General features: G+C 58.0%; 1 protein-coding gene. It reads left to right on the plus strand.

Annotation, left to right across the window (positions count from 1 at the left end; all coding sequences use genetic code 11):
* The first annotated feature begins 273 nt into the window (after positions 1 to 273).
* Positions 274 to 1,383: a J domain-containing protein gene (locus tag AWB68_RS44595; protein ID WP_087650418.1), complete on the plus strand. Its 1,110-nt coding sequence runs from the start codon at positions 274 to 276 to the stop codon at positions 1,381 to 1,383.
* Positions 1,384 to 1,694: the final 311 nt, after the last annotated feature.

Consider the following 1,694-nt stretch of genomic DNA (forward strand, 5'->3'; position numbering starts at 1 on the left):
ATCCTGCCCGACGCGCTGGGCTCGCGCGCGCTCTTCGACTGGCTGAGTCCGGCCGCGCCGAAGGCGGACGGTCCGCGGCTCCTCGTGCGGGACGCGCTGACCGCGATGCCGGTGGCGCTGTTGGTCGAGGAAGGCGTGCGCGAGGGTTGACGATCGCATAGCGGGAGGAACGAAGCACACTCATTGGATATCCTCATCGTCGCAAGAGCGGCGGGGACGCGTGCGTTAAAATCGGCGTTTTTCCGGCTCCTTTTGATGCGGCAATTCCCGACAATGAACTCACCTCAACGTAAATCCCTCAGCATCGCGCCCACTCACGACAAGCCCACGCTCTCGAAGATGCAAAAGGCGTTCAACACGTTGATCGAGAAAATCGAGAAAAAGCGCGCGCTGCTCAGCGATTGGGAGAAGGCAATTCCTGCCTTTCAGCAGAAATACGCCGCTGATCTCATTCCCTTGAAAGCGAAATACGACGAATTGAGAATTCGGCTCGCGCACCACTTCGATCAGATCTGCCACGAGAAGGGAATAAACAAATCGGAGCGCAGCTTCATCGCGGGATTGGTCGTCGACATGACCGAAGACTTGCTGACGGAGCGCGATGATCCTGAATTGAAGGCGATCTTCAATCGGTACAGTGGGGTCGACTACGACACCGAAGCGGCCGCCGAACTCGACGATGCGAAGGTGATGCTCGAACACGTCTTCGGCGTCGAACTGGGCGATGATGTGGACATGAGTTCGCCCGACGACATGGTGGAACGCATCGCGCGTCAGATGCACGAAAACGCGGAAGCCGAAGCACAGGAGCGCGAGGAACAGCAGGCCAAGCGGAAGAAAACGGCCCGGCAGGTTGCCGCGGAATCGAAGAAGGAGGCCGAACAGGCGGAACTCAGCCAGTCCGTGCGCGAGGTGTATCGCAAGCTGGCGAGCGCGCTGCATCCCGACCGCGAATCCGATCCCGCCGAGCGCGACCGGAAAACCGCGCTGATGCAGCGGGTCAATCAGGCGTACGCGCGGAACAACCTGTTGCAGTTGCTCGAACTGCAACTCGAACTCGAACACATCGATCAGGATGCGCTCAAGAACATCAGCCAGGATCGACTGAAACACTACAACGCCATTCTGAAGGAACAGTTGGCCGAACTGGACGCGGAAATCATGTGCGTCGAAGTGGACTTCATGGAGCGCTACGAGTTAGACCCTTTCGAGCCCGTTTCGCCGGAGAGCGTCATGATCGACCTCGACGACCACCTCGCGGAGTTGCACAGCGACACAGAGCGGATCGAAACCGAGATGCTGCCCATGTTCGACGACATCAAGAAGGTGAAGGCATGGATCAAAAGGGCCAGGAACGAAGCCCGCATGAATTCGTTCGACTAGGATTGGGATTGTCGCTGGCGCTTGTTGCTGGGGGGGTGTGCTGTTTACGCCGTTTGATGTTTTTGTGCTTCCGTGGAACTTGTTTTGCTTTTGGTTTATTTGCTCTGCCCCTGTCCGGGGCGGGACGGGTGATCGCTGGCGCTTGGGGTCGGGGTCGGGGTGGGGTGGGGGTCGTGCTTCAACCGTTTGATGCGCTCAGGCTTCTAGGGAACTTGCTTTGTTTTTGGTTTATTAGCTCTGCCCCTGTCCGGGGCGGGACTCACTTTCTTTGCTGCTGCAAAGAAAGTAAGCAAAGAAAGCAGCGGCGAATT

Origin of the sequence: Caballeronia choica (assembly GCF_001544535.1) — a bacterium.
In the GTDB taxonomy this organism is placed as follows: domain Bacteria; phylum Pseudomonadota; class Gammaproteobacteria; order Burkholderiales; family Burkholderiaceae; genus Caballeronia; species Caballeronia choica.

Coding starts and splice junctions, on each gene's coding strand:
- AWB68_RS44595 (WP_087650418.1), top strand. CDS start 274: ATGAACTCACCTCAACGTAAATCCCTCAGCATCGCGCCCACTCACGAC.